Here is a 6,070-nt window from a genome sequence, read left to right as displayed (position 1 = left end):
GCCCTCCCAGTGGGCGCCGCTCTACGGGATGCTCCAGGACCCAGACGACGCCGAAGCGGTCCTTGAGCATCCCGTAGAGCGGCGCCCACTGGGAGGGCTCCAGCGGCTGCACGATGGTCGAGCCCACGGACAGCTTCTCCCAGAAGCCGGTGATCTCGTCGGCGCTGTCACCGCGCACGGAGACGAAGACGGCGTTCTCGCCCTGGTCCCACGGCATCGCCGAGGGCACGTCGTAGGCCATGACGCGGAACCCGTTGTCCGCGACCACCTGGCCCCAGACCACCCAGTCCGCCTCGTCGGGGTTGGTCACGTTGCCCGCGTCCTTGTAGGTGACGGCGACGACGTCCCCGCCGAAGACGGAGTGGTAGAAGTCGAGCGCCGCGCGGGCGTCGCCGCGCAGGTTCAGGTGGGTCGTGGTCGTGACGGACATGCCGGCTCCCTGGTCGTGTGGGTGTGGACATGCGCCGAGCGGGTGCGTGTCACGGGCGGACGCCGCCGCTCCCCTTGGCGGCGGGCACCTGGTGCCCGCCGCCGATGGGCCGTGACCCGCGATGACCGCGCCTGTGTCGGTCCCCGTCGGCGTCTGCGGTCTCACATTGGCAGGGGTAGGGGCCAGGGTGTGTCCTCTACTTCCAGCAGGATGGATCCCATGGTGATGAAGACTTCCGCCCGCCTGCTGGCGCTGCTCTCCGTGCTCCAGACCCGCCGGGACTGGTCGGGGCAGGACCTGGCCGACCGGCTGGACGTCAGTGCGCGCACGGTCCGACGTGACGTGGACCGTCTGCGCGAACTCGGCTACCCGATCACGACCTTCAAGGGGCCCGACGGCGGGTACCGGCTCGACGCGGGGTCGCGGATGCCCCCGCTGCTGTTCGACGACGAGCAGGCCGTCGCGCTGGCCGTCGCGCTCCAGGCGGCCACGGCCACCGGCGCCGGGATCGGGGAGGCCGCGGCGCGCGCCCTCAACACCGTTCGACAGGTCATGCCCGCCCGCCTGCGCCAACGGATCAACGCGGTCCGGGTCGCCGTGGTCGCCCCGCCCTCCGCCCCGCAGGCGCGGGCCGACGGCGGGCTGCTCACGGCGATCAGCGCCGCCGTGCACGCCCGCGAGGAACTGCGCCTGGACTACGCCCCCGCCTTCCGGTCCGCCTCCCGGGACGAGGCCGCCGTGGGCCCGCGCCGGGTCCAGCCCCACCACCTGGTCACCTGGGCGGGGCACTGGTACCTCCTGGCCTGGGACGTCGAGCGCGAGGACTGGCGGACCCTGCGGGTGGACCGCATCGCGCTGCGCAGTCCCAACGGCCCCCGGTTCACCCCTCGGGAGGTGCCCGGGGGTGATGTGGCGGCCTTCCTCATCGGCAGGTTCCGAGGCTCGGACGGAACGGTCGACTGGCCCTGCCGCGGTGAGGTGATCCTCGACCTGCCCGCCCGCGCCGTCGCTCCCTTCGCGCACGACGGGCTGGTCGAGGAGGTGGGTCCCGAGCGCTGCCGCCTGGTCCTCGGCTCCTGGTCGTGGGTCGGCCTGGCCTCGGCCGTCGGCCGCTTCGACGCCGACTTCGAGGTCGTCGGACCGCCCGAGCTGGAGGACGCCTTCGCGCGGCTGGCCCGCCGTTACGCGGGCGGCGGCCGTCAGGCCCGCGCCCCCGAGCGCTGACCGCGCCGGAGGGCGGATCGCCGCACTCCGGGGCGCGGGCGGCCCCGGCCCCGGACGGGTGAGACCGGTGGGGGTTCGAAGCCCCGGCCGGGAGGCCTTTGGTGCGCGGAATCGGGCGTACAGAAGGGGATGCAGCGCCCATAATGATGGTTCGTGATCATAGACAAGGCGATTTACCACGACGGCAGGCGCCAGGAGATCGAGGGCGACATCAGCGACGCCTTCGACGAGGCCCGCCGCGAGCAGGGCGACTGCTTCGTGTGGATCGGGCTCCACGAACCCACCGCGGAGGAGTTCGGCCTCATCGAGGAGGAGCTCACCCTCCACCCCCTGGCCGTGGAGGACGCGCTCACCGCCCACCAGCGCCCCAAACTGGAACACTACGACGACACCCTGTTCGCCGTGGTCAAGACGCTCGCCTACCACGAGGAGACCTCCGACGTCGAGGTCGGCGAGGCGACGCTGTTCATCGGCGAGGACTTCGTGGTCAGTGTCCGCCACGGCGCCGCCAATCCGCTCGACCGCGTCCGCAGGCGTCTGGAGGCCGATCCCACCCTGCTGGCCATGGGCCCCGCCGCCGTGCTCTACGGGGTGTGCGACGAGATCGTCGACCACTACGGCACGGTGGTGCACGAGATCGAGTCCGACATCATCGAGCTGGAGCGCGCGGTCTTCCGTCCCCGCGGCTCGGACGTGACCGAGGACATCTACCACCTCAAACGCGAGGTGCTGGAGTTCCGCAGCGCGGAGAGCCCGCTCATCCCGGTGCTGGAGGAGATCGCCAAGGGGCGCATCCAGCGGTTCGAGGAGACCAGGGAGTACTTCCGCGACGTCCTGGACCACCTGCTGCGGGTGGACGACCAGGTCGACGACCACAACGAGCTGCTCACCAGCGCGCTCACCGCCCACCTGGCCCTGCTGGGCAAGCAGCAGAACGAGGACGTCCGCAAGATCTCCTCCTGGGCGGCCGTCATCGCGATTCCCACCATGATCGCCGGGTTCTACGGCATGAACTTCGACCACATGCCCGAACTGCACTGGCTGTTCGGATACCCCCTCATCATGGGCGTGATGGTCGGCGCCTCCGGCCTGGCCTACCACCGGCTGCGCAAGAACGGCTGGTTGTAGACGCCCCGGGCCGGGGGCGCGGCTTCCTCGCCGGTCCGGGCACGGTCCACGAACGCGGATCCCCTCTCCGCACCGCACAGGCTCCTCCCTGATACGCACAACCCCTTGCCTAACACCCTTAGGAAAAAGTACAGTGGTTTCCGGCAGAGAGGGGAGAGGTTATGGCACGCGCGGGACTGACCACCGAACGCCTCACCGAGGCGGGAGCAGAGCTGGCAGACGAGGTCGGCTTCGAGCGGGTGACCGTCTCGGAGTTGGCCCGGCGCTTCGACGTCAAGGTCGCCAGCCTGTACTCACACCTGCGCAACTCCCAGGACCTGAGAACACAGATCGCCCTGCTCGCCCTGGAGGAACTCGCCGACCGGGCCGCCGACGCCCTGGCCGGACGGGCGGGCAAGGACGCCCTGACCGCCCTGGCCAACGTCTACCGCGACTACGCCCGCGAGCATCCGGGCCGCTACGCCGCGGCCCAGCTCAGACTCGACCCGCAGACGGCCGCCGCCAGCGCCGGTGTCCGGCACGCACAGATGACGCGGGCGATCCTGCGCGGCTACGACCTGACCGAGCCGGACCAGACCCACGCGGTCCGCCTGCTGGGCAGCGTCTTCCACGGCTACGTGACCCTGGAACTGGGCGGAGGGTTCAGCCACAGCGCCCCCGACACCCAGGAGACCTGGACACGGACCCTGGACGCCCTCGACGCCCTGCTGTGCAACTGGCCCGAGCCCTGACCGCGGCCCCCGCACCCTCCCGCCGGCGCCGAGCCGCGCCCGCCGACCCACCAGACTTCACGACGGCCCCGACCACCAGGTTGACACCATGAACACCCAGCAGCACTGGACCACCACACCCCTCACCGCGGACCTCCTGCGCGGCGCCCTCGACCTGGAGCGCACCGAGCGCGGCGTGCTGCCGCACCGGCTGCCCGCGCGGGCCCGCGCCCAGTGCGGGGACCCGCAGCTGCTCATGGCCGAGTCCCAGCCCTCCGGGGTACGGCTGGCCCTGCGGACCCGGGCCACCGCCCTCGAACTCGACACGCTGCCCACCAAGCGCGCCTACACGGGGGCCCCGCCCCGCCCGGACGGCGTGTACGACCTGCTCGTGGACGGACGCCTCGTCGACCAGGCCACTGCGACCGGCGGCGACACCCTGACCGTCGACATGGCCACCGGCTCGGTCGAGCACCGGCCCGGACCCGTGGCCACCGTGCGCTTCACCGACCTGCCCGACCGCGTCAAGGACGTCGAGATCTGGCTGCCGCACAACGAGACCACCGAACTCGTCGCCCTGCGCACCGACGCGGCCGTCGAACCCGCACCCGACCGGGGACGCAGGGTGTGGCTGCACCACGGCAGCTCCATCAGCCACGGCTCCAACGCCGCCAGCCCCACCACCGTCTGGCCCGCGCTGGCCGCCTCCCTCGGCGGTGTGGAACTGGTCAACCTCGGCCTGGGCGGCAGCGCCCTGCTCGACCCGTTCACGGCCCGCGCCATGCGCGACGCCCCCGCCGACCTGATCAGCCTCAAGATCGGCATCAACCTGGTCAACGCCGACCTGATGCGCCTGCGCGCCTTCGGTCCCGCGGTGCACGGCTTCCTGGACACCCTCCGGGAGGGGCACCCCAGCACACCGCTGCTGGTCGTCTCGCCGATCCTGTGCCCCATCCACGAGGACACACCCGGCCCGTGCGCCTTCGACCCGGACTCCCTGCGCGCCGGGGAACTGCGGTTCCGGGCCACCGGCGACCCCGGCGAGCGGGCCGCCGGAAAGCTGACGCTCACCGTCATCCGCGAGGAGCTGTCGCGTGTCGTGCGCCAACGCGCGGCCGAGGACCCGAACCTGCACTACCTCGACGGCCGCGAACTCTACGGTGAGGCGGACAACGCCGAACTGCCGCTGCCCGACGACCTGCACCCGGACGCCGCCACACACCGGCGCATCGGTGAGCGCTTCGCCGAACGCGCCTTCGGCGCGGGCGGCCCGTTCCACGGCCACAGACCCTGAAGGCCCGACCGGCCCGCCCTTCCCTCGCGGGTCAGGCCGGTCCGGAGCGCGCGGACACCAGCTCCTGGGCCTCGCGCACGATCTGGGCCAGCCGGGAGTGGTGGGCGCCGGGCCAGTACACCCGCTCGCACCCGGAGCAGCGCGCGAACACGTCGTAGGTGGCGCGGGTGCCCGCCTCCAGGTCCTCGCGTACCTCCTCCTTGGCGGCGTGCACCAGTGCGCCGTTGCACGCCGGGCAGCGGGTCCAGGGCCGCAGAGGCGGAGCGAAGCGCTCCAGCACCTCGCGCAGCTGCCCGGCGGGCCGCTGCTCGCGCACGTAGCCGCCCGCCCGCAGGCCGCTGCGGCTCAACAGTCCGCGGTCGCGGGTGAGCAGCACCCTGTCCTCGGCGTTGGCCTGGCGGAACAGGGAGGGGTCGTCGCGGTCGTTGTCGTAGGCGGTGTCCAGACCCAGCAGGCGCAGGCGCCGGGCCAGGGTGCCCAGGTGCACGTCGAGCAGGAACCGCGGCTCGGCGAAGGGCAGGCGCTGCGGGTACTGCACGGGCAGGACCTCCACGGCCTCGCCCGGGGCGGGGATGTGGGAGGCGGGGGTGGTGCGGCCGTCGACGCGCAGCGCGCCGACCTCGGTCAGGGGTACGCCCAACGACTGGACGACGTGTCCGAGGGTGGAGGTGGAGTCGCCCTCCAGGCGCACGGTTCCGCTCCGGTGCCGTGAGGGCAGGAAGAACCGCAGTTCGGGCGCGAAGCTCAGGTCCAGCATCGGTTCTCTTCCTTCCAGCGGGCCGTTCCCGCCCGCGGACCATGGGGCCGATCGGTCGCGGCGGGCCGCGGTGCGGCAGGTACCCGGCGCGGCCGGTGCGCGGTTCAGGACAGGAGCGGGCGGACCCGTTCGGCGGTGAAGCGCACGAAGCCCTCGGGGTCGGGCTCGTCGGCCGTGGGCTGCAACACCACGGTGTCGGCTCCGGCCTCGGCCATGTGCCGCACCGCCTCGGCGACGCGGTCGGCGTCTCCGGCCACGCCGGTCTGCGGCGTCAGGCCCTCGGCGCGCAGTTCGGCGGCCATGCGCCGGTCGGCGCCGGGGCCGGTGGCGGCGAGCAGGTAGACGGTCACGGGGTGGTGGCCGGGACGCCCTGCGGCCTCGCGCCCCTGGTCGACCAGCCTCCGTGCCCGTCGCACGCCGTCCACTCCCGCCGCGGCGTCCAGGATGGTGCCGTCGGCGGCCTGTCCGCTCAGGTGCAGGGTCCGCGGTCCGCGGGCACCGGCCAGTACGGGGACGGGGGCGGTGGG

6 protein-coding genes and 1 pseudogene are annotated in these 6,070 nt (G+C 72.9%); 4 read left to right on the top strand and 3 right to left on the bottom strand.

The window, feature by feature from the left end:
• The coding region (locus DQW06_RS18420) for a VOC family protein (RefSeq protein WP_157983482.1) at positions 1–430 on the bottom strand (430 nt) is incomplete at its 3' end.
• 219 nt (positions 431–649) lie between these two features.
• Between DQW06_RS18420 and DQW06_RS18415 the strand changes: the two genes are divergently transcribed.
• The 4 genes from DQW06_RS18415 (at position 650) to DQW06_RS18400 (ending at position 4,786) form a co-directional block, all read left to right on the top strand.
• Positions 650–1,654: a YafY family protein gene (locus tag DQW06_RS18415; protein ID WP_117198990.1), complete on the top strand. Its 1,005-nt coding sequence runs from the start codon at positions 650–652 to the stop codon at positions 1,652–1,654.
• A 153-nt stretch (positions 1,655–1,807) separates the two neighbouring features.
• Positions 1,808–2,782 carry a magnesium/cobalt transporter CorA gene (gene corA, locus DQW06_RS18410; protein ID WP_013153032.1) on the top strand — a complete coding sequence of 325 codons (975 nt, stop codon included), beginning with the start codon at positions 1,808–1,810 and terminating at the stop codon, positions 2,780–2,782.
• A 161-nt stretch (positions 2,783–2,943) separates the two neighbouring features.
• Positions 2,944–3,513 carry a TetR/AcrR family transcriptional regulator gene (locus tag DQW06_RS18405; RefSeq protein WP_117198989.1) on the top strand — a complete coding sequence of 190 codons (570 nt, stop codon included), beginning with the start codon at positions 2,944–2,946 and terminating at the stop codon, positions 3,511–3,513.
• A gap of 88 nt (positions 3,514–3,601) precedes the next feature.
• Complete coding sequence (locus tag DQW06_RS18400) at positions 3,602–4,786, top strand: GDSL-type esterase/lipase family protein (protein ID WP_013153034.1); 1,185 nt, start codon at positions 3,602–3,604, stop codon at positions 4,784–4,786.
• A 31-nt stretch (positions 4,787–4,817) separates the two neighbouring features.
• Here the strand turns inward: DQW06_RS18400 and DQW06_RS18395 are convergent, their stop codons facing one another.
• Together DQW06_RS18395 and DQW06_RS18390 are read right to left on the bottom strand one after the other, a co-directional pair.
• Positions 4,818–5,543, bottom strand: a complete 726-nt coding sequence (locus DQW06_RS18395) for a Mut7-C RNAse domain-containing protein (RefSeq protein ID WP_117198988.1) — start codon at positions 5,541–5,543, stop codon at positions 4,818–4,820.
• Positions 5,544–5,647: 104 nt separating this feature from the next.
• Positions 5,648–6,070 (bottom strand): annotated as a pseudogene (locus DQW06_RS18390) (LLM class flavin-dependent oxidoreductase); the annotation flags it as partial.

It is taken from the genome of Nocardiopsis sp. TNDT3 (assembly GCF_003427465.1).
Taxonomy (GTDB): Bacteria; Actinomycetota; Actinomycetes; order Streptosporangiales; family Streptosporangiaceae; genus Nocardiopsis; species Nocardiopsis dassonvillei.
Note: the sequence above shows the minus strand (reverse complement) of the source record. Positions and strands in the feature narration are given on the sequence as shown.

Excerpts from the sequence above, each read along its gene's own strand:
- DQW06_RS18405 (WP_117198989.1), top strand. The coding sequence starts at position 2,944 with ATGGCACGCGCGGGACTGACCACCGAACGCCTCACCGAGGCGGGAGCA.
- DQW06_RS18400 (WP_013153034.1), top strand. The coding sequence starts at position 3,602 with ATGAACACCCAGCAGCACTGGACCACCACACCCCTCACCGCGGACCTC.
- DQW06_RS18415 (WP_117198990.1), top strand. The coding sequence starts at position 650 with ATGGTGATGAAGACTTCCGCCCGCCTGCTGGCGCTGCTCTCCGTGCTC.
- DQW06_RS18395 (WP_117198988.1), bottom strand. The coding sequence starts at position 5,543 with ATGCTGGACCTGAGCTTCGCGCCCGAACTGCGGTTCTTCCTGCCCTCA.